This is a genomic window from Pseudomonas sp. IT-P4 (assembly GCF_949767755.1).
Taxonomy (GTDB): domain Bacteria; phylum Pseudomonadota; class Gammaproteobacteria; order Pseudomonadales; family Pseudomonadaceae; genus Aquipseudomonas; species Aquipseudomonas monachiensis.
Map to the genome: position 1 here is coordinate 1 of NZ_CATKPX010000092.1, position 388 is coordinate 388.

General features: G+C 62.9%; 1 pseudogene. It reads left to right on the forward strand.

What is annotated here, in order from left to right:
• A pseudogene (locus ACM6IT_RS27015) lies at window positions 1-388 on the forward strand (ornithine decarboxylase); the annotation flags it as partial.

Consider the following 388-nt stretch of genomic DNA (forward strand, 5'->3'; position numbering starts at 1 on the left):
GACCTGGTGCTGTTCGACCGCAACAACCACAAGTCCAACCACCAGGGCGCGCTGTTGCAGGCCGGTGCCACGCCGGTCTATCTGGAAACCGCGCGCAACCCTTACGGCTTCATCGGCGGCATCGACGCCCACTGTTTCGAAGAAGACTACCTGCGCGAACTGATCGCCGAAGTCGCCCCGGACAAGGCGCAACTGCCACGGCCGTTCCGCCTGGCGATCATTCAGCTGGGCACCTACGACGGCACCGTGTACAACGCCCGGCAAGTGGTCGACCGCATCGGCCAGCTGTGTGACTACATCCTGTTCGACTCGGCGTGGGTCGGCTACGAGCAGTTCATCCCGATGATGAAGGACTGCTCGCCGCTGTTGCTCGATCTCGACGAGAACG